Genomic DNA, 24414 nt, shown 5'->3' with positions numbered 1-24414 from the left:
CTCGACCTCCCTGTATGCGGCGCCGTCCGGCACTGCACACTGGGCCACATGAGCGATTGGCGAGACGATCAGGCGGGCGGCCGTGGTTACGGCGGCGGCAGCGGGAACCCCCAGCCCGACGGCGCCCGCGTGATGCGCCACGTCCAGCGCGGCGCCCCCGCGGGACCGCCGCCGGGCGGTGTCCCGCAGCAGCCCGCGTACGGCGACGGTTACGACGACCAGTACGGCGACGGGCAGCCGTACGGCGACGCCCGCGACCAGGTCTTCGAGCCGCGCACCCCGCGCCAGGCCGCGTACGGGCAGGGCTACGACAGCGGCTACAACACCGGCCAGGTCTACGGCCAGCCCGCGGCCGCCGGCGGCGACGCCGGCCGGGGCGGCGACGGACAGCCGCCGCGCGCCGCGCGCCCCGCGCCGAACTGGCGGCGCCGCATCAAGATCGGCTCGATCACCCTCGTATCCGTGCTGCTCGTGACGTCCGTGGCGACGTACTTCTGGGCGGACGGCAAGCTCAAGCGCGAGGTCGACCTCTCCAAGGTCATCGAGCGGCCCGAGGGCGGCGCGGGCACGAACTACCTGATCGTGGGCTCCGACAGCCGCGAGGGCATGTCCGACGAGGAGAAGAAGAAGCTCCACACGGGCTCGGCCGACGGCAAGCGCACGGACTCGATGATGATCCTGCACGTCGCGGACGACGGCGGGAACACGATGATCTCGCTGCCCCGCGACTCGAACGTCACGATCCCCTCCTTCAAGGGCGCGGAGTCCGGCAAGCTCTACCCGAACCAGGGCCGCCAGGTGAAGCTGAACGCCGCGTACGCGGAGGACGGCCCCGAGCTTCTCGTACGGACCGTCGAGTACAACACCGGCCTGCGCATCGACCACTACGCCGAGATCGGCTTCGGCGGCTTCGCCGAGATCGTGGACGCGGTCGGCGGCGTGGAGATGGACATCCCCAAGGGCTTCAAGGACAAGAAGTCCGGCGCCGACTTCGAGGAGGGCAAGCAGACCCTGAACGGCGAACAGGCGCTCGCCTTCGTCCGTACGCGGTACGCGCTGCCGGGCAGCGACCTGGACCGTACGAAGAACCAGCAGAAGTTCCTCGCGGCCCTCGCCAACCAGGCGGCGACGCCCGGCACGGTCATGAATCCGTTCAAGCTCTACCCCACGATGGGCGCCGGCCTGGACACGCTGATCGTCGACAAGGACATGGGCCTGATGGACGTGGCGTCCATGTTCTGGGCGATGAAGGGCGTCACCGGCGGCGACGGCAAGTCCATGAACATGCCGCTCGCCGGTACGACGGGCAGCAACCTCCTCTGGGACAAGACCAAGGTCAAGCAGCTGGTCAATGAGCTGAACAACGACGAGAAGGTCACGGTCTCCGGCAACTGACACTGCCCCGAGCGGTCCGTCGTACGTCCTCCTCGTACCCCGAACGGCCCGCTCGTCGCGACCCTCCGGCTCCGGCATGTCACGGTGGTCCGAACTGCTGCCACCCCCGATGTCCGGAGGCCCTGCCATGGCAGACCTGCAGGACGAGATCAACACGACCGCCGAGGCCGGGAAGCTCGACCAGTCACCCGGCCCGGACGACCCCCATGCCGAGCCGCGTCCCGCGCCCGGCTCCGATACCGGCCCCCCGTGGGCCGAGGACCCCTTCGCCCGGGCCCGCGCCATGCTCACCGAGCATCCCGTCGCCGACGGGTACAGCGGTCTGCCGGAAGCGCTGCAAGATCTGCCCTGGTACGACTTCGAGACGGGCGACAGCGGCCTGGAGAGCGACCTGCCGCGGCTGCGCGCCGGAGGGGTCGGGGCGCAGTTCTGGTCGGTGTACGTGCCCGAGTGGCTGAGCGCCGACCGGATCATGCGGGCGACGCTGGAACAGATCGACCTGGTGAAGCACGTCGTCGGCGCCCACCCCCAGGCGCTGCGGCTCGCCCGCGACGCCTCGGAGGTCACCGACGCCCGCAACTGCGGCCGCATCGCCACGCTGATCGGCCCCGCCCGCGGCGCCGCGCTCGGCGACTCCCTGGCCACGTTGCGCGCGCTGCGCAGCCTGGGCCTGTGCGCGGTCTCCCTCTGCGGTACGACGTGGGCGGGCCCCGGCGGGCTGACCTCGTTCGGTGAGGAGGTCGTGCGGGAGATGAACCGGCTCGGGGTCATCGCGGACCTGTCCGGCGCGTCCGAGGCGACGGTGCGGCGGGTGCTCTCCATCTCCAAGGCGCCCGTCGTGTTCACGCGCTCCGGGGCCCTCGCCGCGCACGACCACCCCGACAACCTCCCGGACGACCTGCTCGCCGAAGTGGGCGCCGCCAAGGGCCTGTGCATGGTGCCGCTGACCGCCGAGCGGAGCGGTTCTTCCGTCCGCGATGTGGCGGACCACCTAGAGCACGTGCGCCGCGTCGCGGGGCCGGAGTGCGTCGCCCTCTCGGGGACGTACGACACTCCGGAGGCGCACCCGGAGGGCCTCGCCGACACGTCGAGCTATCCCCGGCTGATCACCGAACTCCTCGAACGCGACTGGCCGGAAGCCGATGTGGCGGCGCTGACCTGGGGCAACGTCCAGCGCATCCTGCGCCTCGCGGACTTCACGGCCCGGGCGGCGCGGGAGCGCAGGACGCCTTCCACGGCGACGATAGAGCGTCTGGACGGCTGAGCTCCGTCAGGGGATCTTGCAGAGGCAGAACGGGTGCCCGGCGGGATCGGCGTACACACGGAAGTCGCGCTTGCCGCCGTCGTCGTCCAGGTCGAGGGGGCGCGCCCCGAGGGCGAGCACCTTCGCCTGGGCGGCGTCCATCTCCTCGTCGGTGCTGCCCGCGTCGAGGTCCAGGTGGATCTGCTGGGCGTTGACGTCCGAGCGCGGCCACTCCGGCGGGCGCAGTCCGGTCACCCGCTGGAAGGAGACCTTGACGCGGCCGGGGGCCACGAGGTCCACCCAGTCGCCGTCGTCCTCGATGGTGCCGCCGATGATCCGGGCGTAGAACTCGGCGAGTTCGCGGGGTTGCGGGCAGTCGAGGACGACGTTGTGCAGGCGGGCGATGGGGGCGGCGTCGTGCTGGTCGGTCATGACTCCTCCTTCTCGGGGCTCAGTCGACACACAGGCAGAACGGGTGCCCGGCCGGATCGGCGTAAACCCGCCAGCTGCGGTCGCGGTCGGCGGCGTCGAGGACCGTGGCGCCGAGCGCGAGGATCTCCTTCTCGACGGCGTCCATGTCCTCCACCGTGAGGTCCAGGTGGAGCTGCTGCGACCCGTCGGACGAGGGCCACTTCGGCGGTACGTGACCGGGAGCCCTCTGGAAGGCCAGGGGCGTGCCGGCGTCGCCTTCGAGGACGACCCAGTCGTCCTCGCTCTGGACGGGGGTGCCGCCGATGACCGCGGCGTAGAACTCCGCGAGGGCGAACGGGTCCCGGCAGTCGAGGGCGACGGCACGGAGCTCGGCGAGAGCCATGGTTCCTCCAACGCTGATTACCGGATGGTCGGCCCCATCCAGTAACGGTTACTGCATACTCCCGTAGAAGGGGTAACGTCGCAACCATGAATGACAGAGCGCCCGCGCCGGGAGGGCTCACGCTGGTCCAGGAGCTGGTGAACACCCTCGATCTGGCGACGGGCGCGGACCGCCTGGACACCGAGGCGGGGCGGGACGTATTCGGGCTCGCCCCGAAGGACGTGGCCGCGGCGCGTGAACTCCGCGAGTCCCTGCGGGCGGCGTGCCTCGCCCACGCCGGGCATCCGGCGCATGCGCCGGTGCGGGATCTGAGCGAACTCCTCGCGGCCGGGCCGTTGTTGGTACGGGTGGACGGCGCGTCCGGTGCGGCGTCGCTCGCCCCCGCCGACGCGTCGGCGCTCACCGCGCGGGTGGCCTCGGCGATTGCCGAGGCGCTCACGTCCGGCACCTGGCTCCGCCTCAAGGCGTGCGAGGCGGCGACCTGCCACTGGGCCTATTACGACCGCAGCCCGGCCGGGCGGAGCCGGTGGTGCGACATGGGGGTGTGCGGGGCGCGCGCCAAGATGCGGGCGTACCGCGCGCGTATGTCCGCGGCGTCTCCGCCGAACTGACCTCATCGCGCCTGGCGCGAAGTGGCCTGCCTCACAAGCTGTCACAGTGGTCGATCCTCCGGTGTCTTGTGGCCGAACCCCTCGAAGCGGAGGAGACACCATGAGCGAGAACACCGATGTGGTCGTGGTCGGCGGCGGTTACGCCGGAGTGATGGCGGCCAACCGTCTGACCCGGCACGGCGACGTGCCGGTGACGCTGATCAACCCGCACCCGAGCTTCGTCCACCGCATCCGCCTGCACCAGATGGTGGGCGGGTCCGACGACGCGGTCGTCGACTACGCCGAGGTCCTGGGCGAGGGCGTCCGGCTGGTGGTCGACACCGTCGCACGGATCGACGCGGCGGACCGCGGCGTGACGCCGGCGGGCGGCGGCACGGTCGGCTACGACTGTCTGATCTACGCGGTGGGCAGCGGCAGCGCCGATCCGCGCGTGCCCGGCGCGGCCGAGTTCGCCTCCTCGAAACGCTGTCGCCGACCGAGCGCGCCGTCTTCGTGCCGCGCGAGGTCTTCGACGTGGAGTACGAGGAGATCGCGGCCGCCGTCGACAAGAGCCCCGCAGCCGTCCGCCAGATCGCCCACCGCGCCCGCCGGCACGTGGACGCCCGCCGTCCGCGCCAGGCGGTGTCCCCGAGCAGGGGGCGGGTGGCCCTTGAGGCGTTCCAGCGCGCGCTCGAAACCAGGGACTTCCAGGATCTCCTCGGCGTGCTCGCACCGGAGGTCGTCCTCGTGAGCGACGGCGGCGGCGTCAAGCGGGCCGCGCTGCGGCCGGTCATCGGCGCCGAGAAGGTGGCCCGCTTCCACCTCGGCGGCTCCGCGCGGGCCGGGGTCACGGTCAGCTGCGAGGCCACCGTGGTCAACGGCGGCCCGGCACTCCTCGCACGCCTCGACGGCGAGCTGGACGGCGTCATGGCGGTCCGCGTCGAGGACGAGCGCATCACCGGCCTCTACTACGTCCGCAACCCGGAGAAGCTGGCGCGCGTCGCGACGCGCACCCCGCTGACCCTGCGATGACCGGAGATCCGGCGCGAAGCGCCGGGACAGGGCCCCGTCAGGCCGACGGCCTGCCCATCGCCCGGTAGGTCCAGCCCGCCGCCCGCCAGACCTCGGGGTCGAGCGCGTTGCGGCCGTCCAGGATGACCGGGGTCTCCGTCACGGAGGCGAGCGCCGCCGGATCCAGCTCGCGGAACTCGCGCCACTCCGTGAGGTGCAGGACGACGTCCGCGCCGCGGACCGCGTCCACCGCCGTGTCCGCGTACCCGAGGGTGGGGAAGAGGCGACGGGCGTTCACCATGCCCTTGGGGTCGTAGACCGTGACCTGCCCGCCCTGGAGGTGGATCTGCCCGGCGACATTGAGCGCCGGGGAGTCCCGGACGTCGTCGGAGTCCGGCTTGAACGTGGCGCCGAGCACCGCGACCCGCTTGCCGAGGAAGGAGCCGCCGCCCAGCGCCTCGCGCGCCATCTCGACCATCTGGCCGCGCCGCCGCATGTTGATGGAGTCGATCTCGCGGAGGAAGGTCAGGGCCTGGTCCGCGCCGAGTTCACCGGCGCGCGCCATGAACGCGCGGATGTCCTTGGGCAGGCAGCCCCCGCCGAAGCCGATCCCGGCCCGCAGGAACTTCTTGCCGATCCGGTCGTCGTGCCCGAGCGCCTCCGCGAGCTTCACGACGTCGCCGCCCGCGGCCTCGCAGACCTCCGCCATGGCGTTGATGAAGGAGATCTTCGTGGCGAGGAAGGAGTTGGCGGAGGTCTTCACCAGTTCGGCCGTCGGGAAGTCGGTGACGACGAAGGGCGAGCCCTCCCCGACCGGCGTCGCGTACACCTCGCGCAGCAGCTTCTCGGCGCGCTCGCTGCGTACGCCGACCACGATCCGGTCGGGGCGCAGCGTGTCCTGGACGGCGAAGCCCTCCCGCAGGAACTCCGGGTTCCACGCCAGCTCGACCTCGCCGCCCGCGGGGGCGAGCTCCAGGATGCGGGCCGCGAGGCGGTCCGCGCTGCCGACCGGGACGGTGGACTTGCCGACGACGAGAGCCGCCTTGTGCAGGTGCTTGGCCAGCGACTCCACCGCCGAATCGACGTACGACATGTCGCACGCGTACTCACCGTGCTTCTGCGGGGTGTTCACGCAGATGAAGTGGACGTCGCCGAAGTCGGCGACCTCCGCCCAGTCCATGGTGAAGCGCAGCCGCCCACTGGAGCCCTCGATGCCCGCGACGTGCTTGCGCAGCAGCTCCTCGAGGCCGGGCTCGTACATGGGGACCTCGCCCCGCTGGAGCATGTCGACCTTCTCGGGCACGACGTCGAGACCGAGGACCTCGAAGCCGAGTTCGGCCATGGCCGCGGCGTGCGTGGCGCCGAGATAGCCGGTGCCGATCACGGTGATCTTGAGGGCCATGCGGTGCTCCAGAGGGTCTGCGGGGCTTACGGCTGCGGTGCGCTGCCGAGCATAGTCGGGCGTATTCGAGCCGCTCACCGGGCACGTTTGCCGCTGTCGCCAAGCTCACGTATCCGTCGTACGGGTGGCAGCACTAAAATTTGGGTTACTTAACGGTAATTAGCATCCTTGGAGCGTGAGAGACCTTGGCCGGATCGGCTGATTTCGACCTGTACCGCCCGTCCGAGGAGCACGACATGCTCCGGGACGCGATCCGCTCGCTGGCCGAGGCGAAGATCGCGCCGTTCGCCGCCGCGGTGGACGAGGAGGCCCGCTTCCCGCAGGAGGCCCTCGACGCGCTGGTCGCGGGCGACCTGCACGCCGTGCACGTGCCGGAGAGCTTCGGCGGCTCGGGCGCCGACGCCCTGGCGACCGTCATCGTCATCGAGGAGGTGGCGCGCGTCTGCGCCTCGTCCTCCCTCATCCCCGCCGTGAACAAGCTCGGCTCGCTGCCCGTCCTCCTCTCCGGCTCCGAGGAGCTGAAGAAGAAGTACATGACGCCGCTCGCCAAGGGCGAGGGCATGTTCTCGTACTGCCTGTCCGAGCCCGACGCGGGTTCGGACGCCGCCGGGATGAAGACGAAGGCGGTCCGCGACGGCGACTCGTACGTCCTCAACGGCGTGAAGCGCTGGATCACCAACGCCGGCGTCTCCGAGTACTACACGGTCATGGCCGTCACCGACCCGACCAAGCGCTCGAAGGGCATCTCCGCGTTCGTCGTCGAGAAGTCGGACGAGGGCGTCTCCTTCGGCGCCCCGGAGCGGAAGCTCGGCATCAAGGGCTCCCCCACCCGCGAGGTCTACCTCGACAACGTCCGCATCCCCGCCGACCGCATGATCGGCGAGGAGGGCACGGGCTTCGCGACGGCCATGAAGACCCTGGACCACACCCGCATCACCATCGCGGCGCAGGCCCTCGGCATCGCGCAGGGCGCCCTCGACTACGCCAAGGGCTATGTCCAGGAGCGCAAGCAGTTCGGCAAGCCGATCGCCGACTTCCAGGGCGTCCAGTTCATGCTCGCCGACATGGCGATGAAGATCGAGGCCGCGCGCCAGCTCACGTACGCGGCCGCGGCCAAGTCGGAGCGCGTCGCCGCCGGAGGTGGAGAGAGGGACCTCACCTTCCAGGGCGCCGCCGCCAAGTGCTTCGCCTCGGACGTCGCGATGGAGGTCACCACGGACGCCGTCCAGCTCCTCGGCGGCTACGGCTACACCCGTGACTACCCCGTCGAGCGGATGATGCGCGACGCGAAGATCACGCAGATTTATGAGGGTACGAATCAGGTTCAGCGCATCGTGATGGCGCGGAACCTGCCGTAGTCCTACGGAGTCCGGATACGTCGATGGGGTGCCGCCCGGCCGGGTGGCACCCCATCGACGTGTCCGGGGACGGTCAGCCGTCCAGCTGTTCCAGCGTCGCGATGGACGGGCCCCTGCGCATCTGCTCGTCGCGGGCCACGTCCTCCGCCGCTCCAAGGACCCGCACCGCGTTCTGCCACGTCAGCTTGGACAGGTCGGGCTTCGACCAGCCTCGGGTGATCAGTTCCGCGATGAGGTTCGGGTAGCCCGCCACGTCGTCCAGGCCGTCGGGGGTGAACGCCGTGCCGTCGTAGTCGCCGCCGATGCCGATGTGGTCGATGCCCGCCACCTCGCGCATGTGGTCGAGGTGGTCGGCGACCGTGGCCGTCGTCGCGACGGGGCGGGGCGTCGACTCCTCGAACGCCGCGTGGACCCGCATGGCCTCCGGTGTCGTGTCGAGGTGGTGGAAGCCGTGGGCGCGCATGTTCTCGTCGGCGGCCAGGGTCCAGTCGACCGCCGCCTGGAGCACGAACTTCGGTACGAAGGTCACCATCGCCACGCCGCCGTTGGCGGGCAGCCGCTCCAGGACGTCGTCGGGGATGTTGCGCGGGTGGTCGCAGACGGCCCGTGCCGAGGAGTGCGAGAAGATCACCGGGGCCACCGTGGTGTCCAGGGCCGCCCGCATCGTCTCCGCCGCCACGTGGGAGAGGTCGACCAGCATGCCGACGCGGTTCATCTCGCGGACCACCTCGTGGCCGAACGGCGACAGGCCGCCGACCCGGGGCTCGTCCGTCGCCGAGTCCGCCCACGCGACGTTGTCGTTGTGCGTGAGCGTCATGTAGCGGACGCCGAGTGTGTGCAGCGCCCGCAGCGTGGCGAGGGAGTTGTTGATGGAGTGGCCGCCCTCGGCACCCATGAGGGACGCGACGCGGCCCTCGGCGCGGGCCTTCTCCATGTCCGCCGCCGTGCGCGCGCGGGCCAGGTCCGCCGGGTGGCGGGCCAGCAACTGCTCGACGCAGTCGACCTGTTCGAGCGTGGCGCTGACCGCCGCGTCGCCGGTCAGGTCCGTACGGACGTACACCGACCAGAACTGCGCGCCGACACCGCCGGCGCGCAGCCGGGCGATGTCCGTGTGCAGACTGCCCGTCTGGTCCGCCGCGATGTCCAGGCGGTCGAGGTCGTAGCCCGCCTTCTCGCGCAGGGCCCACGGCAGGTCGTTGTGGCCGTCGACGACGGGGAAGTCGGCGAGGAGGGCGCGGGCTTCGTCGAGGGCGAGGGCACGTACTTCATCGGGGGGTGTCATGCGATCACTTTCCCGAACCGAAGCCGAATCCGGAACCCGCCCCCTCGACCTTCGCCCGCAGCCGCTTGCCCTTCTCCGTCGCCTGGTCGTTCAGCTCCTGCTGGAACTCCCGCATGCGGGAGAGGATGTCGGCGTCGTGCGCCGCCAGCATGCGGGCCGCGAGCAGGCCCGCGTTGCGCGCGCCGCCGACGGAGACCGTCGCCACCGGGACGCCCGCCGGCATCTGCACGATGGACAGGAGGCTGTCCATGCCGTCCAGGTACTTCAGCGGGACCGGCACGCCGATCACCGGCAGCGGGGTCACCGAGGCGAGCATGCCGGGCAGGTGGGCGGCGCCGCCCGCGCCCGCGATGAGCGCCTTCAGACCGCGGTCCGCCGCCTGCTCGCCGTACGCGATCATCTCGTGCGGCATGCGGTGTGCGGAGAGGACGTCGACCTCGTAGGGGATCTCGAACTCGTCGAGAGCCTTGGCGGCGCCCTCCATGACGGTCCAGTCGGAGTCGGAACCCATGGCGATGCCGATCAGGGGGGAGCTCATTCGGTGATCGTTCCTCTGAGGTAGCCGGCTGCGTGGCGGGCGCGGTCGAGGACCTCGTCCAGATCGTCGCCGTAGGTGTTGACGTGGCCCACCTTGCGGCCGGGCTTCACGTCCTTGCCGTACATGTGGATCTTGAGCTGCGGATCGCGGGCCATGCAGTGCAGATACGCGGCGTACATGTCGGGGTAGTCACCGCCGAGCACATTGGCCATCACGGTCCACGTGGCGCGCGGGCGGGGGTCGCCGAGCGGCAGGTCGAGCACCGCGCGGACGTGGTTGGCGAACTGGGAGGTGATCGCGCCGTCCTGCGTCCAGTGGCCGGAGTTGTGCGGGCGCATCGCCAGTTCGTTGACGAGGATGCCGGGCTTCCCGTCGGGTCCTGTCGTCTCGAAGAGTTCGACCGCGAGGTGGCCGACCACGCCCAGCTCCTTGGCGACGCGCAGCGCCAGCTCCTGCGCCCGGCCCGCGAGGTCCTGGGAGAGGCCGGGTGCCGGGGCGATCACCGTGTCGCAGACGCCGTCGACCTGCTGGGACTCCACGACGGGGTAGGCGACGGCCTGGCCGTGCGGCGAGCGGACGACGTTCGCCGCCAGTTCGCGTACGAAGTCGACCTTCTCCTCGGCGAGCACCGGGACGCCGGCCCGGAAGGGCTCTTCGGCGTCCTCGACGCGGCGCACGAACCACACCCCCTTCCCGTCATAGCCGCCCCGCACCGTCTTGAGGATCACGGGGAAGCCGTCGCCGCCGTCCGTCGCGCCCTCGGCCGCGAAGGCGGCCACGTCGGCCGGGTCCCTCACGATCCGGTGGCGCGGGCACGGCACGCCGATCTCCATGAGCCTCTCGCGCATCACGCCCTTGTCCTGGGCGTGCACCAACGCGTCGGGCCCCGGGCGCACGGGGATGCCGTCCGCCTCCAGGGCCCTGAGGTGCTCGGTGGGTACGTGTTCGTGATCGAAGGTGATCACGTCGCAGCCCCGCGCGAAGTCACGCAGCGTGTCGAGGTCGCGATAGTCGCCGATGACGACTTCGCTCACGACCTGCGCGGCGGAATCCTGCGGGGTGTCACTGAGGAGCTTGAACTTGAGGCCGAGGGGGATGCCCGCCTCGTGGGTCATGCGGGCGAGCTGACCGCCGCCGACCATGCCGACTACCGGGAACGTCACGCCCCCAGGGTATCGGCCGGTCCCGGCCACCCGGGAACGGCCGGTTCTTGCTGTCTCCCGGCCCCTGCCGTCACAGCGGCGGCACGGTGTCCGGGCGCCCCCGCGCGCCGGGGATGCCCGCTGGTTAGCATGGCTGGGTCGACACGACCGAAACACCAATCCGTCGACACGTACATGACCGGTACGAAACGCTCGACCGGTACGAATCGACGGGGGCTGGGGCGACACCATGACGGAACGGGGCGCACTACGGGTGCGACTGGACCAGCTGGCGCGTGAGGTCGCCAAATTCGGGGCCGTGGGGGCGGTCGGGACCCTGGTCAACTTCGGGGTCTTCAACCTCGTACGACATGTCACGGATCTGCACGTGGTGCGCGCGAGTGTGATCGCCACGGTCGTCGCCATCGTCTTCAACTACGTGGGGTTCCGCTACTTCACGTACAAGGACCGTGACAAGGGCGGGCGCACCAAGGAGCTCAGCCTCTTCCTGCTGTTCAGCGCGGTGGGCCTGGTGATCGAGAACGGCGTGCTCTACGCGGCGACGTACTGGTTCGGCTGGGACGGCAGGCTGCAGGCCAACTTCTTCAAGTTCCTCGGCATGGGCATCGCCACGCTCTTCCGCTTCTGGTCGTACCGCACGTGGGTGTTCAAGGCGCTGCCCGTGCGGGAGGCCGTCGCGCATGCGGAATCGTTCCTGGAGAAGCCGGGTGCGGAGAAGCCGGGTGCGGAGGGGTCGGACCCGGAGGGGGCGGGCGGGCGGCCGGTGGCGCGGCGCGCGAGCTGACGCGGGTCCATTCGTCCTGGGGCGGCCGCCTTGCCTGACCGTCTCCTGACCGTCACCTGACCGTCTCGGTCTCGGCGTCCGTCCTGGACACCGGCGTACGCGACAGGAAGAGGCCGAAGATCGGCGGCTTCGTCTGCAGCATCTCCAGGCGGCCACCGTCGGCCTCGGCCAGATCCCGGGCCACCGCGAGGCCGATTCCCGTCGAGTTGCGGCCGCTGATGGTCCGCTCGAAGATCCGCGCCCCGAGGTCCGGCGGCACGCCGGGGCCCTCGTCGGTGACCTCGATGACCGCCTGGTTGCCGGTGACGCGGGTACGCAGGGCGACCGTGCCGCCACCGTGCATCAGGGAGTTCTCGATCAGCGCGGCGAGGACCTGCGCCACCGCGCCCGGCGTGCCGACCGCCTCCAGGTGCCGCTTGCCCGAGCTGACGATGGCGCGGCCCACGCTGCGGTAGGCGGGGCGCCACTCCTCCAGCTGCTGCTTGATGACCTCCTCCAGGTCGAAGGTGACGGCGGAGCCGGTGCGGGGGTCGCGGGAGTTGGTGAGCAGCCGCTCCACGACGTCGGTCAGCCGCTCCACCTGCGCCAGCGCGATCGTCGCCTCCTCCTTCACCGTGTCCAGCTCATCGGTGACGGTGATCTCCTCCAGGCGCATCGACAGCGCGGTCAACGGTGTGCGCAGCTGGTGGGAGGCGTCGGCGGCGAGGCGCCGTTCGGCGGTCAGCATGCGGCCGATGCGCTCGGCCGACGCGTCCAGGACGTCGGCGACGCGGTCCAGCTCCGGCACGCCGTACCGCTTGTGGCGGGGCCGGGAGTCGCCCGAGCCGAGGCGCTCCGCGGTCTCGGCGAGGTCGGTGAGCGGCGACGCGAGGCGGTTGGCCTGGCGCACCGCGAGCAGCACCGCCGCGACGATCGCGAGCAGTGCCACGGCGGCGATGATCATCAGCGTGCGGCCGACCTCCCGGGTGACCGCGGCGCGGGGCTCCTGGACGGTGACCTCCTCGCCCTGCTCGCCGGGGCGGGTGGCGCTGATCACGTCACCGGAGGGGCGCTTGCCGATCTCGATGGGCTTGCGCCCCGGGATCTCGATGCGCGCGTACCGGTCGGTGGCGACCTGGTCGCGCAGGATGCCGCCGCTGATCCGCTCATCGCTGATGAGCCGGCTGTCGACGATGCTGGCGAGACGCAACGCCTCGGATTCCACGCGCTCCTGGGCGCTGCTGCTGATGGTCCTCGTCTCGACGATGACGAGGCTCACCCCGAACACGGCGATCACGACGAGGACGACGGCGAGGGTGGAGCTGATCAGTCGGCGGCGCATTTACTCAGTGTCGCGGATGTGGGTGCGGGCCGTCCTGGGTTGCTCGCGCCGTTCCCCGCGCCCCTGAGGACGTCACCCCTGACGCCCCTCAGGGCAGCGCCCCGTCAGGGGCGCGGGGAACTGCGCGGCCAGCCGTCGACGGCCCGGCGGCAGCCAAACGGTCCGAGCCCCGCAGACGCGCGTCCGCCTACGGCGCGTTCGACGGCGAGTGCGACGGCGAGTGCGGCAGTCGTCGTGGTTGCTCGCGCCGTTCCCCGCGCCCCTGGCGGGGCGCTCCTCAGCTCTTCTCGAAGCGGAAACCCACGCCCCGCACCGTCGCGATGTACCGAGGATTCGCCGCGTCGTCGCCCAGCTTCTTGCGCAGCCAGGAGATGTGCATGTCCAGCGTCTTGGTGGACGACCACCACGTCGTGTCCCAGACCTCCCGCATCAGCTGGTCGCGCGTGACGACCCGGCCCGCGTCGCGCACCAGGACGCGGAGCAGGTCGAACTCCTTGGCGGTGAGCTGGAGTTCGTCGTCGCCCATCCAGGCCCGGTGCGACTCGACGTCGATCCGTACGCCGTGCGTCGCGGGCGCCTCCTTGTGCTCGGTGGCGCCCCGCCGAAGCAGGGCCCTGACCCGGGCGAGCAGCTCGGCGAGGCGGAAGGGCTTGGTCACGTAGTCGTCGGCGCCCGCGTCCAGGCCGACGACGGTGTCCACCTCGTCGGCGCGCGCGGTCAGGATGAGGATCGGCACCGTGAGCCCGTCGGCGCGCAGCCGGCGGGCGACCTCCAAGCCGTCCATGCCGGGCAGCCCCAGGTCCAGCACGACAAGATCGACGCCACCGCCCTGCAGTCCTGCGTCGAGGGCGGTCGGGCCGTCCTCACGCACTTCGACCTCGTAACCCTCCCTGCGCAGGGCGCGGGCCAGCGGCTCCGAGATGGACGCGTCGTCCTCGGCGAGCAGTACACGGGTCATGGGGTGATGGTAGTCCGCAGTGGACAAGCGTCGTGCGTTGATCGCACAGTGAAGGTCAGCCCCTGCGGCTATGGGATGCGATTCTGGGAAACACCTTTGAATGTGCGCTGTTGGTTGCAGCGAAACCTGTGATCCATATCTCAAGTCCTTCCATATGCATCCCTGTGGTGTCGTATGGTGACCCAACGCCTGATGCACTACTCAAGGACCTTTGGCCCGCTGTGCGCGCCTTAGGTCTCTTTTATGTGCGGGCCGGCTTCGGCCAGCCTTGAAAGGAATGACCTGTGGTCGGGCCCTGCGCGCGAGGATGCGCCAGGGTGTGGATCCCGGAGTCGCCGTCCCTCACCCCTTGACCGGGGTGAATCTCCCCTGGGCGTGGGGTTGGACGGTGCGGCACCGGTGCCGACCGCCCCCCACCGGGCGCGCTCACGCTCCTGCCGCGCGTCCCGAACCCACGAGGATCGACCCATGGCGTCCAGCCTGACGAAGGACTCCGCCAGTACCCCTGGCTCCGAGAAGACCTTCTTCGGCCACCCCCGCGGACTGGCCACACTCTTCATGACCGAGATGTGGGAGCGCTACAGCTTCTACGGCATGAAGGCACTTCTCCCGCTTTATCTGATCGCCCCCGGCGGCATGAGCATGAGTGCCACCACGGCGACGGCGATCTACTCCGTCTACATGTCGATGGTCTATCTGCTCGCCCTGCCCGGCGGCTGGATGGCGGACCGCTTCTGGGGTCCGCGCAAGACGGTCGTCATCGGTGCCTGCGTCGTCATCCTCGGCCACATCACCCTCGCGCTGCCGAACTCGGCGTCCTTCTTCGCCGGCCTCGCGCTCGTCGCGCTCGGCTCCGGCCTGCTGAAGGCGAACATCTCCGTGATGGTCGGCCACCTCTACGACGGTCCGAAGGACCCGCGTCGCGACGGTGGCTTCACGCTCTTCTACATCGGCATCAACCTCGGCGCCTTCCTCGCCCCGCTCTCCATCGGCACGGTCGGCGAGAGCGTCAACTGGCACCTCGGCTTCGCGCTCGCCGCGGCCGGCATGGCGCTCGGCCTCGCCCAGTTCATGCTCGGCTCACGCCACCTGAGCGCGCAGAGCAGCGTGATCTCCCAGCCCGCGACGGCCGAGCAGCGCTCCTCCGCCCTGCGCACCGGCCTGATCTGGCTGATCGTCGCCGCCGCGCTCTACACGCTGATGGGCGTGACCGGGAACTTCGCCGACTGGGCCCTGATGCCCCTCATCATCGCCGGCCTGGTCATCCCGATCGTCGTCCTGGGCCGCATGAAGCGCGACAAGGAGCTCAGCGCCCTCGAGCAGTCCAAGCTGTCGGGTTACATCTGGTTCTTCGTGGTCGCCGCCGTCTTCTGGATGATCTACGACCAGAACGGCTCGACCCTCTCGATCTTCGGCAAGACCGCGACGACGAACAACCTCCTCGGCTTCGACTTCCCGACGTCCTGGTACCAGTCGCTGAACCCGATCTTCATCATGGCGCTCGCCCCCGTGGTCGCCTCGGCGTGGCTGTGGCTGAACAAGCGGGGCAAGGAGCCGAGTACGGCCGTCAAGTTCGCGTCCAGCCTCACGCTGATCGGCATCTCCTTCGCCGTCTTCCTGATCCCGCTGATCGACACCGCCAACAACGGTGGCCGCGTCAGCCCGATGTGGCTCGTGGCGATCTACTTCATCCAGACCGTCGGCGAGCTCTGCCTCTCCCCGGTCGGCCTGTCGCTCACCACGAAGATGGCCCCGGAGAAGTACAGCGCCCAGATGATGGGTGTCTGGTTCCTCGCGGTCACCGCGGGCGACTCCGTGACGGGCCTCCTGACGTCCCCGCAGCTCGGCATCGACCTGAACAATTCGGGCGCGGTCGCCATCGAGGCGGTCATCGCGGTCATCGCGGGCTTCGGAATTTGGACGTCCCGCAAGAAGGTCAAGGGCTTGATGGGCTCGGTGAACTGACCACACCACTGTCGGCCACTGTGACCTGTGAACAGGGATCAGTGACCAGTGACCGCTGATCCGCCCGGTCGGGCCTCGTCCGAACCGAACTGAGGGCCGCCGCACCACCCGGTGCGGTGGCCCTCGGCGTTTTCAGGCGTGGCGGGCGGCCTCTGCGTGGAACATCTGCTCCATGATGCGCCGTACCTTTCCGGCCCTGGTCCTCTGCGGGGCACTGCTGTCGTCCAGTGCCGCAGCCGAGGCGGCTCCCCGCCCGCCGTCCGAGCGGGTCTTCTCCTATGGACCCCACGCGCGCCAGAACATCACCGTGTACGGGAGCCGGTCCGCGCACCGACCCGCCCTGATGATCGTGCACGGGGGCTCCTGGGCCAGGGACACCGACTGGAGCGGCTGGGCGCGGTGGTTCGCGGCGCGGGGCTTCACCGTGTACGACACGGACTACCGGCTGACGTCGGACGCGGCCTGGCCCGCCCAGCGCGACGACGTCCTCGCCGCGGTGCGGTGGGTCCGGCAGCGGGAGGGCAGGGAGCGGCCGCTGGTGCTCGGCTCGTCGGCGGGCGGGCACCTGGCCGTGCAGGCGGGTGCCTATGGGGCGGGGCGCTCACGGGTGCGGGGTGTCGTGGCCCTGTCCCCCGTGGCCTCGCCGTACCGCGCGTGGGCGGACGGTGGGGCGCCCGGTGCCCGCGCCGAGCGGCGGTCGCTGCGAAGGGCCGCCGAGCGGCTCGCGGGGTGCGCGCCGGATCTCGGCGGGATGCGGTGCTGGGAGCGGTGGGACGACCTGGCCGCCAAGACGCATGCCTCCGGTGCGGATGACGCGCCGCTGCTTCTTCTCCACTCCGCCGGTGACTTCGTGCCGCCTGCGCATTCGACGGAGCTGGCGGCGGAGGAGCGGGGGTTCGGTCTGGCGGACGTAACGGTCCGGACGCTCTCCGGCTCCGCGCACGGGGGCCGCCTCCTCAAAACCCCGGGCACCCCCCACTCGGTACTCCGCTGGCTACGGGCCCACGCTTAGCACCCTCGTCCGCCTGCCGGGGCCCTCTATGGCGGTGCGGGTCGTTCTTGGGTCGCTCGCGCAGTTCCCCGTGCCCCTAGGGGCACCACACCTAACGCCGCTCAGGGGCACGCCCCCGTAAGGGGCGCGGGGAACGGCGCGACCAGCCGTCGACGGCCCGGCGGCAGCCAACCGGCCCAAACCCCGCAGACGCGTCTGCCCACGGCGCTCCGACGGCGAGTGCAGGCCGCCGTCTGCGGTCGCTCGCGCAGTTCCCCGCGCCCCTGAGGGCACCACACCTAACGCCCCTCAGAACAGCGCCCCGCAAGGGGCGCGGGGAACGGCGCGACCAGCCGTCGACGGCCCGGCGGCAGCCAAACGGCCCAAACCCCGCAGACGCGTCTGCCCACGGCGGTCGGACGGCGAGTGCAGGCCGTCTGCGGTTGCTCGCGCCGTTCCCCGCGCCCCTGAGGGGCCCACACCTGACGCCCCTCAGGACAGCGCCCCGCAAGGGGCGCGGGGAACGGCGCGGCCAGCCACGGATGGGCCGCAGGGGCCAACGGTCCGAGCTCCGCAGACGCGTTACGGGACGCGCCTCCGCTTCGGCAAGAACGTGAAGACCGCGCCGCCCAGGAGGATCACCGTCCCGGCGACCAGCCCCAGCGCGCGCAGCGACCCGTCGCCCTCCGCGCCGGTCTCCGCGAGGTCGCCGCCCCCGGAGTCGGAGCCCCCCGCGGAACCGCCCGTGGAGCCCCCGCTGGACGCCCCTCCGGACGCCCCGCCCGGCTGGGCCTCCGTGTCGAGTTCCAGAGAGACCTCGCTCTTGGCGGGCGTACACGTCGTCGTCGTACCCAGTGCCTTGACGGTCAGGACGCCCGGCGAGAGCGTCGATTTGCCGTCCGCTCCGGGTTTGTAGGTGCCGGTCAGGTCAGGGACGCTGATGGGCGACCCGGATTTGATGGGCTCCTTGTTGGTCGCGCCCTCGACATGCACCGTGCCCTTGTCGGCGCCGCCGAGCTTCACCTCCATGGACGGCTTCACGGAGTCCGCGGGGATGTCGGCCGGGCTGTCCATCACGGACTTCTTGAACTGCACGGTCAGGCCGTAGCCGCCCGCGGCCTTCTTGGCGTTGATCTGGACCGGCGAGGTCGCTTCCTTGTCGCCGATCGGCGTCTTGCACTTGTAGGGCGTCTGGACTTCCTTGCCGGGGAAGTCGGTCTCCCCGCCGCCCCCGCCGGAGGTACCGCCACCGGAGTTACCGCCACCGGCCGTGCCCCCAACCGAGGTGCCGCCGCCCGAAGTACCGCCGCCCCCCTCCGTCACCTTGATCGTCGCGCCCGCCTTCACCGGCTCCTCGGGCTTGCACTTGGTGTCGGTGGACATCGGCTTGCTGACATTGATGTCGTACGCGTCCGGCGTCAGCGTCACCTCACCCGCCGCCGTCAGCTTCAGCTTGCCCTTCATGTCGGACAGGACCATCGGGCTGTTCTTCTTGATGGGCGGGTTCTTGCGCTCGCCCTCCACCTTCAGGTCCCCGCTCTGGCCCCCGGCCAGCTTGACCGTGCCGGTCGGCTTCACGGTGTTCTCGTCGAGGTCGAGGATGTCCGGGTTCTTGGACGCGGCCTGCGTCGTCTTCCATACGACGTCGACCTCGTCGCCCACCTTCGCCGTCGCCGGCGCCGTGATCTCCACCTTGGTGGTGCCCTGCACGGGCGGCAGACCGGAGATCGACGGAGGAACGCACTCCGTCTTGTACGCGACTTCGGCGGCCCTCGCCGGGCCCGCGGTGAGCATGACGCCCGCTCCGCCGAGCAGGAGCGCGACCGAGGCCGCGCCCGCTCTCCGTCGATGCGTGATCACGTGTTTCCCTTCGTCGGACTGTTGTCGGACGGTGCGGAGAGCCGGCCTGCGGGTGCGCCGGGGTCTGTGTCGGGGGTGAACCACGGAAGGCCGGTCGCCGACTCCGCCGTGCCACGGCCGTGCGCGCCACGGCCGTGCGCACCGGATCCGTGCGTGCCGGATCCGTGCGTGCCCGATCCGTGCGCGCCAGGACCGTGCTCGCCGGGTCCCCCCGTCCGTTTCGTACGCGGTACGCGATGCGCCTCGCGGGCCTTCTCGTCGGCCGCGACCGCCCCCTGCGGCAGCCTCAACTTCGGCAGCCGCTCAGCGAGTCCCGTGGTGAGCCGCCCGGTGCGATGGCGTCCGGTACGGGAGGCACGGGAAGCACGGGAAGCACGGGAGGCACCGCGCCGGTTCGGGCGGAGGCGGTCGACGACGACCATGCCGACGCGGAAGACCGCGGCGGGCACCACGAGGCAGAGCATGAGCCAGAAGACGGTGACGCCCCAGGGGCGGCCCACGCCCCACGGCTGCTCGGCGAGGACCTTCCCGCCGAACTTCAGCGAGACCAGATAGTCGCCGTGCGCGCCCGCCGACAGCTCCACCGGCAACTCGATCCGCGCCTTCTTGCCGGGCGCGATGGTGCCGCGCCACTGCTGCTCCTCCCACTGCGGCGCGAACACGCCGTGGGAGGTTCCGACCTGGAAGACGGGGTCCTTGACGGGCGCCGGGCCGACGTTGCCCACCGTGAAGACGAAGGTGCGCTGCGGCGGTGCGCCGAACCAGGTCAGGAGCCCGCTGGAGCCCTCCAGACCGGTGTCGGTGAGGACGGAGAGCTTGCCGCCGCCGGCCTGCTCGGGCAGCGGCTTCACGGGGTGGCCCGCGACCTTGAACGCCGTGTCGGCCCGCGCCTTCTCGCCCGTCACCGTGGCGACGTGTACGACGCAGGGGCAGGGCTCGGGCGGCTCGGCGACGGGGAGCTTCTTGCTGAAGGCGCCGTCCTTGTCGGTGGTGACGGCGCGGCCCTCGGAGTTGGCGCAGGAGTTGGTGCCGCCGAGCACGCCCTTGCCGGGTTCGGACTGGCCGCAGATGAGCATCATGAGCAGGGCGTCGGGCCGCCACCCCTCACCTTTGACGGTGATGGAACCGCCCTTCCCCGCCTGGGACTTGGAGAGTTTCACGGTCGGCTTGTCCGCCGCCGACGCGGACGCCTGCGACAGGCCGTGTGACACCCCCTGCGGCAGCAGCACGAAGCCGAGCAGCGCGAGGATTACGCAGGCCCACAGGCCGGGCCTGTTCCACTTGCCGTTCACAGTTCCTCTCCCGTCCCCGTCCCTGACCCCGGCCCCGGCCCCGCTCCGGCCAACTCCCTTGCCCGGCACGGCTCCAGCTCCCGCCCCGGTTCCGACACCCCGGAGTCACCTCTACGTCTGCGTACGAAGTGAAAGCCGCCGCCCGCGACGGCGAGCAGCACCGCGCCCCCGCCCCCCACCACCCTCCACGGCACGAAACGTGCCGACACCGTGGCGGTGTCGCGCGCGCCGCCCGAGGCCGTCGCCGTCAGCCGTACGTCCGCCGCGTCGAGGGCGGGCATCTCCGGCCACGGCTCGGTCAGGGAGACCCGGCGACCGGGCAGGAGTTCGACGGCCAGCGTGCGGGCGGGGCGGTCGACGAGGGTGCCGAAGACGCCGTCGGCGTGGACGGCGAGCTTCGGGGTCAGCACGGTGTTGCCGCGGTTGACCAGGTCGTACGTAATGCGCTTGCCGTCCGCGTCGACCTTGACGCGCTCGACGGTGAGCGCCGAGAGCGTCGGGCCGCCGACCCGCAGGTGCAGCCGCACGCCCACCGTGCGTCCGCCACCGCTCGCGACGATCGCCCCGGGGTGGTCGCCGGGGACCGCGCCCGCGGGGACCGTCACGGTGAACGGCACCTCGGCGCGCGTCATCGGCGGCACCTTCACCCGCCGTTCCGCGAAGCTGATCCACGCCCCCGTGTCCTTCGGCTTTCCCTTGGCCGGGGTGACCGAGAAGGCGCCGGAACCGGTGTTGTCCGCGTCCGCGCCGCGCAGCGACACCATGCGGGGCTTCGGTCCGGGGTTGGTGACCGACACCGTGTCGTGGAGCACCGTGCCGGGGGCGCCCTCGGCGTAGAAGTAGGGCCGCCCGTCCTTCGCGGGGCGCGTGCCTTCCCCGGCGGAGGGCGTGACGGACCAGGCCGTGGAGCCAGAGCCAGAGCCGGAGTCGGCGCCGTCCGCGTACGCGGGTGCCGGTGCCGCCAGCAGCAGGGCGGCGGCGCACAGCGCGGCGGCGCGTGCTGTGGCGGCTCGCGCTGAGGACGGCTTCGGCGGCATCGGCGGCTCCTGGCTCTTCGTTCGGTGGGCCGGGCTGTCGGGCGGGGCTACCGCGAGCGCGCCGCCTGGTTCCTGCGGGTCAGCCAGAGCGCGCCGGCCGCGCCCGTGAGCAGCACGGTGCCGCCGAGGGTGCCGAGCGCGATCGCGGAGTCCGCGGGACCGGTCTGCGGGAGTTCTTCGCCGCCGGACGTGCTGCCCGACGTACCGTCAGACCCGGAGTCCGAGCCCGAATCGGAACCGGATCCCGAACCGGAACCGGAACCTGAATCGGAGCCGCCGGAGCCCTTGACGTCCAGTTCGAGCGACGGCTTCGGGTTGTTGGACGGTGTGCACGTGGTCGTCGTACCGAGCGCCTTGATCGTGAGGACCCCGGCGGTGAAGGTGACCTTGCCGCTCTTCTTGGGCGTGTACGTGCCCGACAAGTCACTGATCTTGATGGGAGTGTTGGCGGGGACCGCCTCGGCGTTCGTCGCACCGGAGACGGGCACGGTGCCGCTCTCCGCGCCGCCCAGCTTGATCACCGCGCTTGGCTTCATCGCGCCCTTGCCGAGCTCCACGGGGCTGGACGAGACGCCTTTCTGGAAGGACATCGTGAGCTTGTAGCCGCTGCCGCTCTTGACGCTCTTGATGTCGATCGGCGAGACGGCGCTCTTGTTCCCGATCGGCGTCTTGCACTGGTAGTCGACGTCCTGGACGGTGGCCTGCGCGGCAGGGGCGGCCATCAGCACCGCTGAGCCGCCGGCCAGGGCGGTGGCAAGCGCGAGCGCGGCCGATTTCTTGTACGACACCTCGTGATCCCCTCATGCCGGTCGTCGTGGCGTGCCGCGGTGCGGAGTAACGTTGAATTACTGACGGCACATCAGATTGGGCGCTCAAGGTACGCCCGGGACCTTGCCGAGGGAAGACAAAAGACGCGCCGGATCGTGGTGATCCGGCGCGTGTGCGAACCGCAGGTGACAGCCGGGGCCCGCGCTAGGCGGGCGGCGCGCCCAGCTCCGCCCAGACCGTCTTGCCCGTGCCCCCGGGGGTGCGGACGACCCCCCAGTCCAGACAGAGCCGCTGGACGATGAACATGCCGTGCCCGCCGGGCCGTCCCGCGCGGTGCGGCGTGCGCGGCGCGGGCTGCCCCGCACCCCGGTCGGAGACCTCGATGCGCAGCACCTCGCCGTCGCAGGAGAGCCAGAGCTCGTCCGGGCCTTCGGCGTGCAGGCAGGCGTTGGTGACGAGTTCGGAGACGACGAGCAGAACGTCCTCGGCGGCGGCGCGCCGGTCGGCGCCCTCCGCGGGAAGCCAGCCCCACGCGTGCAGCGCCTGGCGCGTGTAGTCCCGGGCGAGCGGGACGATGCCGCTCGCGCCGTTCAGGCTCAGCCGGCGGACCTGGCGAGCCGCGGGTGCCCCGGAACCCAGATCTGCGGGAGCGTCCGCGACGGCGGCCTCGGAGTCCGGGCCACGGTCGCCCGGCGAGTAAGGCCGGGTGGTGCTCATCAGCGCTTCACCTCACCGACAAGATGACTGAGCACTCTGGACACGCAGAGGACTCTGGACAAGTAGGGGACTGTGGACGAGTAGGGGACATCGGCTGCTTTGCCGTTCTGAAGATGACGGATCCAGGTCTCTCCTGCCCGGCCGAACCGTGAGAACACCCACTTCTTCGTGCCGGTCCGTGTGACGCTGGTAACGCCATGATCACAGAGAGACAACTGACGCGTAACTCTCGTCCGCACTCTCATCCGCGACCGTCGCGACCGTCATGGACTCAGTCGGTCAGGGCTGCTTCGAGCGTCTCGTGGACAGTGAAGACGGCCTCCGCACCGGTGATCTCGAAGACCCGGGCGACCACCGGCAGCATCCCGGCCAGATGGACTCCGCCCCCCGCGGCCTCGGCCTTCAGCCGGGCCCCGAGCAGCACATTGAGCCCCGTGGAATCACAGAACTCAAGACGTGAACAATCGACCACGAGCCGCGCATAGCCGTCCGCGAGGCAGCTTTCCAGCGGTTCTCGCAGGAGATCGGCGGTGTGGTGATCGAGCTCACCCGCCGGAGTCACGACGGCGCTCGTATCCGCCTTCCGCACTTCGACCAGAAGCCGGCCCCTGTGCGCACTGCCGACCGTGCCGCGGTCCATGCCGTCTCTCTCTTCCGACCGTCGTAGCTGTTGATGACGCCCCTGAACATTACGCCCTCCACGGGCTTCGGGGTACCCGAACATCCCCCCGAATTCGGACATTTCACACACAAACGCACTTGCGACCGGAGCGCGGAAGCGGGTAGGGGTAGAAGAGACACCAATCGACACGGACGGCTTTGGAGGCGCCGCACACCGCAGTGCACGTATTGGCATCGGCAGCCATATGCCGAGAACGATGGAGGACACCATGTCACCCCGGCTCGACGAATCGCATACTGACCAAGCGACGTCGACACTCCCGCCGCACTCCGCCACCACGATCCCGGGCCCCTCCCACGAGCCGCAGCCGCAGCCGCAGCCGCAGCCGGTTCAGGAAGCAGCCCTGGAAGGGCTCCACGACCTTCCGGAGATCCCGCCGTACGCCGAGGTGGGGCCGCTGGACGCGAGGGCCCTGTCCAAGACCCTCTTCGAGCGCCTCGAATCGCTTGAGGAAGGCACCCACGAATACGCGTACGTCCGTAACACCCTGGTCGAACTGAACCTCGCTCTGGTGAAGTTCGCGGCCTCCCGGTTCCGCTCCCGCAGCGAGCCGATGGAGGACATCATCCAGGTCGGCACGATCGGCCTCATCAAGGCGATCGACCGTTTCGAACTCAGCCGGGGCGTCGAGTTCCCCACCTTCGCGATGCCGACGATCGTCGGTGAGATCAAGCGCTTCTTCCGCGACACGAGCTGGTCGGTGCGCGTCCCGCGCCGCCTCCAGGAACTCCGTCTGGACCTCGCCAAGGCGGGCGACGAACTCGCCCAGCAGTTCGATCGCGCCCCCACGGTGGGCGAGCTCGCCGAGCGCCTGGGCATCTCCAACGACGAGGTCGTCGAGGGCATGGCCGCGTCCAACGCCTACACGGCGAGCTCCCTGGACGCCCAGCCCGAGGAGGACGACTCCGAGGGCGCGCTCGCGGACCGCATCGGCTACGAGGACCACGGCCTCGAAGGCATCGAGTACGTGGAGTCGCTGAAGCCGCTGATCGCCGAACTCCCGCCGCGCGACCGGAAGATCCTCTCCCTCCGCTTCGTCGCCAACATGACGCAGTCCGAGATCGGCGAGGAGCTCGGCATCTCGCAGATGCACGTGTCGCGACTGCTGTCACGCACTCTCGTCAAGCTCCGCAAGGGACTGACGGTCGAGGAGTGAGCGGCGTCGCGCTCCGCTCGAACGGCTCGACGGGGCCCGCCTCTTGAAGGGGCGGGCCCCACTTTTTCTGCCCGGGCAGCCGGTGGC

22 protein-coding genes and 2 pseudogenes are annotated in these 24414 nt (G+C 70.7%); 10 read left to right on the top strand and 14 right to left on the bottom strand.

What is annotated here, in order from left to right; all coding sequences use genetic code 11:
- Window positions 1-48: 48 nt before the first annotated feature.
- Window positions 49-1395, top strand: a complete 1347-nt coding sequence (locus ACWDVB_RS07215) for an LCP family protein (protein WP_451518914.1) — start codon at window positions 49-51, stop codon at window positions 1393-1395.
- Window positions 1396-1522: 127 nt separating this feature from the next.
- Window positions 1523-2659: a dipeptidase gene (locus ACWDVB_RS07210; protein WP_451518915.1), complete on the top strand. Its 1137-nt coding sequence runs from the start codon at window positions 1523-1525 to the stop codon at window positions 2657-2659.
- Window positions 2660-2665: 6 nt separating this feature from the next.
- On the opposite strand, the gene ACWDVB_RS07205 is transcribed toward ACWDVB_RS07210, so the two are convergent.
- Both ACWDVB_RS07205 and ACWDVB_RS07200 read right to left on the bottom strand, forming a co-directional pair.
- Window positions 2666-3070, bottom strand: coding sequence for a VOC family protein (locus ACWDVB_RS07205; protein WP_451518916.1), 405 nt, complete (start codon window positions 3068-3070; stop codon window positions 2666-2668).
- 19 nt (window positions 3071-3089) lie between these two features.
- Window positions 3090-3452: a VOC family protein gene (locus tag ACWDVB_RS07200; RefSeq protein ID WP_451518917.1), complete on the bottom strand. Its 363-nt coding sequence runs from the start codon at window positions 3450-3452 to the stop codon at window positions 3090-3092.
- A gap of 86 nt (window positions 3453-3538) precedes the next feature.
- Here ACWDVB_RS07200 and ACWDVB_RS07195 point away from each other — a divergent pair, with 86 nt between their 5' ends.
- The 3 genes and pseudogenes from ACWDVB_RS07195 to ACWDVB_RS07185 form a co-directional block, all read left to right on the top strand.
- Entirely contained in the window at window positions 3539-4063 is a 525-nt protein-coding gene (locus ACWDVB_RS07195) for a CGNR zinc finger domain-containing protein (protein WP_451518918.1), read from the top strand.
- Between the two features lie 100 nt (window positions 4064-4163).
- Window positions 4164-4517: pseudogene (locus tag ACWDVB_RS07190) on the top strand (FAD-dependent oxidoreductase); the annotation flags it as partial.
- Window positions 4517-5074: pseudogene (locus tag ACWDVB_RS07185) on the top strand (sigma factor-like helix-turn-helix DNA-binding protein); the annotation flags it as partial. The pseudogenes ACWDVB_RS07190 and ACWDVB_RS07185, both read left to right, overlap by 1 nt.
- 37 nt (window positions 5075-5111) lie before the next feature.
- On the opposite strand, the gene ACWDVB_RS07180 reads toward ACWDVB_RS07185, so the two are convergent.
- Window positions 5112-6455 (bottom strand): UDP-glucose dehydrogenase family protein, encoded by a 1344-nt coding sequence (locus ACWDVB_RS07180; protein WP_451518919.1) that lies wholly within the window; start codon window positions 6453-6455, stop codon window positions 5112-5114.
- A gap of 185 nt (window positions 6456-6640) precedes the next feature.
- On the opposite strand from ACWDVB_RS07180, the gene ACWDVB_RS07175 reads away from it, so the two are divergent.
- Window positions 6641-7813: an acyl-CoA dehydrogenase family protein gene (locus ACWDVB_RS07175; protein WP_451518920.1), complete on the top strand. Its 1173-nt coding sequence runs from the start codon at window positions 6641-6643 to the stop codon at window positions 7811-7813.
- Window positions 7814-7886: 73 nt separating this feature from the next.
- On the opposite strand, the gene ACWDVB_RS07170 is transcribed toward ACWDVB_RS07175, so the two are convergent.
- The 3 genes from ACWDVB_RS07170 to ACWDVB_RS07160 are packed head-to-tail and all read right to left on the bottom strand — an operon-like array spanning window position 7887 to window position 10796.
- Window positions 7887-9095, bottom strand: a complete 1209-nt coding sequence (locus ACWDVB_RS07170) for a dipeptidase (RefSeq protein WP_451518921.1) — start codon at window positions 9093-9095, stop codon at window positions 7887-7889.
- 4 nt (window positions 9096-9099) lie between these two features.
- Complete coding sequence (gene purE / locus ACWDVB_RS07165; protein WP_451518922.1) at window positions 9100-9633, bottom strand: 5-(carboxyamino)imidazole ribonucleotide mutase; 534 nt, start codon at window positions 9631-9633, stop codon at window positions 9100-9102.
- On the bottom strand, window positions 9630-10796 hold the full coding sequence (locus tag ACWDVB_RS07160) for a 5-(carboxyamino)imidazole ribonucleotide synthase (protein WP_451518923.1): 1167 nt from the start codon (window positions 10794-10796) through the stop codon (window positions 9630-9632). Before ACWDVB_RS07160 ends, purE begins: the two co-directional genes overlap by 4 nt.
- 229 nt (window positions 10797-11025) lie before the next feature.
- On the opposite strand from ACWDVB_RS07160, the gene ACWDVB_RS07155 reads away from it, so the two are divergent.
- A complete protein-coding gene (locus tag ACWDVB_RS07155) occupies window positions 11026-11580 on the top strand; it encodes a GtrA family protein (RefSeq protein ID WP_451518924.1) in 555 nt (184 codons plus the stop codon).
- A 52-nt stretch (window positions 11581-11632) separates the two neighbouring features.
- Here the strand turns inward: ACWDVB_RS07155 and ACWDVB_RS07150 are convergent, their stop codons facing one another.
- Both ACWDVB_RS07150 and ACWDVB_RS07145 read right to left on the bottom strand, forming a co-directional pair.
- Window positions 11633-12901, bottom strand: a complete 1269-nt coding sequence (locus ACWDVB_RS07150) for an ATP-binding protein (RefSeq protein ID WP_451518925.1) — start codon at window positions 12899-12901, stop codon at window positions 11633-11635.
- A gap of 277 nt (window positions 12902-13178) precedes the next feature.
- A complete protein-coding gene (locus ACWDVB_RS07145) occupies window positions 13179-13859 on the bottom strand; it encodes a response regulator transcription factor (RefSeq protein ID WP_451518794.1) in 681 nt (226 codons plus the stop codon).
- Window positions 13860-14327: 468 nt separating this feature from the next.
- Here ACWDVB_RS07145 and ACWDVB_RS07140 point away from each other — a divergent pair, with 468 nt between their 5' ends.
- Together ACWDVB_RS07140 and ACWDVB_RS07135 are read left to right on the top strand one after the other, a co-directional pair.
- Complete coding sequence (locus tag ACWDVB_RS07140; protein ID WP_451518793.1) at window positions 14328-15824, top strand: peptide MFS transporter; 1497 nt, start codon at window positions 14328-14330, stop codon at window positions 15822-15824.
- A 172-nt stretch (window positions 15825-15996) separates the two neighbouring features.
- Window positions 15997-16836 (top strand): alpha/beta hydrolase family protein, encoded by an 840-nt coding sequence (locus ACWDVB_RS07135; RefSeq protein ID WP_451518792.1) that lies wholly within the window; start codon window positions 15997-15999, stop codon window positions 16834-16836.
- 561 nt (window positions 16837-17397) lie between these two features.
- Here ACWDVB_RS07135 and ACWDVB_RS07130 read toward each other — a convergent pair.
- The 6 genes from ACWDVB_RS07130 to ACWDVB_RS07105 all read right to left on the bottom strand — a co-directional run bounded on the left by ACWDVB_RS07130 (window position 17398) and on the right by ACWDVB_RS07105 (window position 23129).
- Window positions 17398-18630, bottom strand: coding sequence for a hypothetical protein (locus tag ACWDVB_RS07130; protein WP_451518798.1), 1233 nt, complete (start codon window positions 18628-18630; stop codon window positions 17398-17400).
- Window positions 18631-18671: 41 nt separating this feature from the next.
- Window positions 18672-19904, bottom strand: coding sequence for a hypothetical protein (locus tag ACWDVB_RS07125; protein WP_451611951.1), 1233 nt, complete (start codon window positions 19902-19904; stop codon window positions 18672-18674).
- A 59-nt stretch (window positions 19905-19963) separates the two neighbouring features.
- Entirely contained in the window at window positions 19964-21004 is a 1041-nt protein-coding gene (locus ACWDVB_RS07120) for a COG1470 family protein (protein WP_451518790.1), read from the bottom strand.
- A gap of 47 nt (window positions 21005-21051) precedes the next feature.
- Complete coding sequence (locus tag ACWDVB_RS07115) at window positions 21052-21792, bottom strand: LPXTG cell wall anchor domain-containing protein (protein WP_451518789.1); 741 nt, start codon at window positions 21790-21792, stop codon at window positions 21052-21054.
- A gap of 184 nt (window positions 21793-21976) precedes the next feature.
- Entirely contained in the window at window positions 21977-22489 is a 513-nt protein-coding gene (locus tag ACWDVB_RS07110; RefSeq protein ID WP_451518788.1) for an ATP-binding protein, read from the bottom strand.
- A 271-nt stretch (window positions 22490-22760) separates the two neighbouring features.
- Entirely contained in the window at window positions 22761-23129 is a 369-nt protein-coding gene (locus tag ACWDVB_RS07105; protein ID WP_451518787.1) for an STAS domain-containing protein, read from the bottom strand.
- A 250-nt stretch (window positions 23130-23379) separates the two neighbouring features.
- On the opposite strand from ACWDVB_RS07105, the gene ACWDVB_RS07100 reads away from it, so the two are divergent.
- On the top strand, window positions 23380-24327 hold the full coding sequence (locus ACWDVB_RS07100) for an RNA polymerase sigma factor SigF (RefSeq protein WP_451518786.1): 948 nt from the start codon (window positions 23380-23382) through the stop codon (window positions 24325-24327).
- Window positions 24328-24414: the final 87 nt, after the last annotated feature.

The organism is Streptomyces sp. NPDC003379, from assembly GCF_053589195.1.
This window is presented reverse-complemented; position numbering and strand designations above follow the sequence as displayed.

Excerpts from the sequence above, each read along its gene's own strand:
- ACWDVB_RS07215 (WP_451518914.1), top strand. The coding sequence starts at position 49 with ATGAGCGATTGGCGAGACGATCAGGCGGGCGGCCGTGGTTACGGCGGC.
- ACWDVB_RS07210 (WP_451518915.1), top strand. The coding sequence starts at position 1,523 with ATGGCAGACCTGCAGGACGAGATCAACACGACCGCCGAGGCCGGGAAG.
- ACWDVB_RS07205 (WP_451518916.1), bottom strand. The coding sequence starts at position 3,070 with ATGACCGACCAGCACGACGCCGCCCCCATCGCCCGCCTGCACAACGTC.
- ACWDVB_RS07200 (WP_451518917.1), bottom strand. The coding sequence starts at position 3,452 with ATGGCTCTCGCCGAGCTCCGTGCCGTCGCCCTCGACTGCCGGGACCCG.
- ACWDVB_RS07195 (WP_451518918.1), top strand. The coding sequence starts at position 3,539 with ATGAATGACAGAGCGCCCGCGCCGGGAGGGCTCACGCTGGTCCAGGAG.
- ACWDVB_RS07180 (WP_451518919.1), bottom strand. The coding sequence starts at position 6,455 with ATGGCCCTCAAGATCACCGTGATCGGCACCGGCTATCTCGGCGCCACG.
- ACWDVB_RS07170 (WP_451518921.1), bottom strand. The coding sequence starts at position 9,095 with ATGACACCCCCCGATGAAGTACGTGCCCTCGCCCTCGACGAAGCCCGC.
- purE (WP_451518922.1), bottom strand. The coding sequence starts at position 9,633 with ATGAGCTCCCCCCTGATCGGCATCGCCATGGGTTCCGACTCCGACTGG.
- ACWDVB_RS07155 (WP_451518924.1), top strand. The coding sequence starts at position 11,026 with ATGACGGAACGGGGCGCACTACGGGTGCGACTGGACCAGCTGGCGCGT.
- ACWDVB_RS07150 (WP_451518925.1), bottom strand. The coding sequence starts at position 12,901 with ATGCGCCGCCGACTGATCAGCTCCACCCTCGCCGTCGTCCTCGTCGTG.
- ACWDVB_RS07145 (WP_451518794.1), bottom strand. The coding sequence starts at position 13,859 with ATGACCCGTGTACTGCTCGCCGAGGACGACGCGTCCATCTCGGAGCCG.
- ACWDVB_RS07140 (WP_451518793.1), top strand. The coding sequence starts at position 14,328 with ATGGCGTCCAGCCTGACGAAGGACTCCGCCAGTACCCCTGGCTCCGAG.
- ACWDVB_RS07135 (WP_451518792.1), top strand. The coding sequence starts at position 15,997 with ATGATGCGCCGTACCTTTCCGGCCCTGGTCCTCTGCGGGGCACTGCTG.
- ACWDVB_RS07120 (WP_451518790.1), bottom strand. The coding sequence starts at position 21,004 with ATGCCGCCGAAGCCGTCCTCAGCGCGAGCCGCCACAGCACGCGCCGCC.
- ACWDVB_RS07110 (WP_451518788.1), bottom strand. The coding sequence starts at position 22,489 with ATGAGCACCACCCGGCCTTACTCGCCGGGCGACCGTGGCCCGGACTCC.
- ACWDVB_RS07105 (WP_451518787.1), bottom strand. The coding sequence starts at position 23,129 with ATGGACCGCGGCACGGTCGGCAGTGCGCACAGGGGCCGGCTTCTGGTC.
- ACWDVB_RS07100 (WP_451518786.1), top strand. The coding sequence starts at position 23,380 with ATGTCACCCCGGCTCGACGAATCGCATACTGACCAAGCGACGTCGACA.